The 437-nt window shown below is 44.9% G+C and carries 1 protein-coding gene; it reads right to left on the reverse strand.

Translation table 11 applies throughout. The features are described from left to right. On the reverse strand, window positions 1–347 hold a 347-nt coding region (locus ACNKXV_RS13365; RefSeq protein ID WP_417908235.1), incomplete at its 3' end, for a fasciclin domain-containing protein. Window positions 348–437: the final 90 nt, after the last annotated feature.

Genomic DNA, 437 nt, shown 5'->3' on the forward strand with positions numbered 1-437 from the left:
CCGTTTTTGAGGTCAGAGGACAACACTTTTCCCGGGACCACATGGTAGGTAAGGACTGCTACCAATTGGGCTTTGTTTTCCGGTTTGAGGAGGTTTTCAACAGTACCTGCTGGCAATTTGGCAAATGCCTCATTAGTCGGAGCAGATACGGTGAAAGGTCCGTCACCTTTGAGGACACCCACAAGGTCACCCGCTTTGACAGCAGCTACCAAAGTGGACAAAAACTCAGTGGATACAGCCAAGTCAACAATGTCTGCATCAACTTCATGTACAGAGGTGGTTTTTGGTGTGAAGGCAGAAGCGAAGAAGATCGTCATCACCATCACGAGAGAGAGTACTTTTTTCATGGGTAGTAATAATTTTGGTTTATGTGCTTCGAACAGACTGTTTATCAGTAATGTTTGCCCATTTTCAGCTAAGAAGTACCAAAGGAAAAT

Origin of the sequence: Christiangramia aquimixticola, assembly GCF_048285835.1 — a bacterium.
GTDB lineage: Bacteria > Bacteroidota > Bacteroidia > Flavobacteriales > Flavobacteriaceae > Christiangramia > Christiangramia aquimixticola.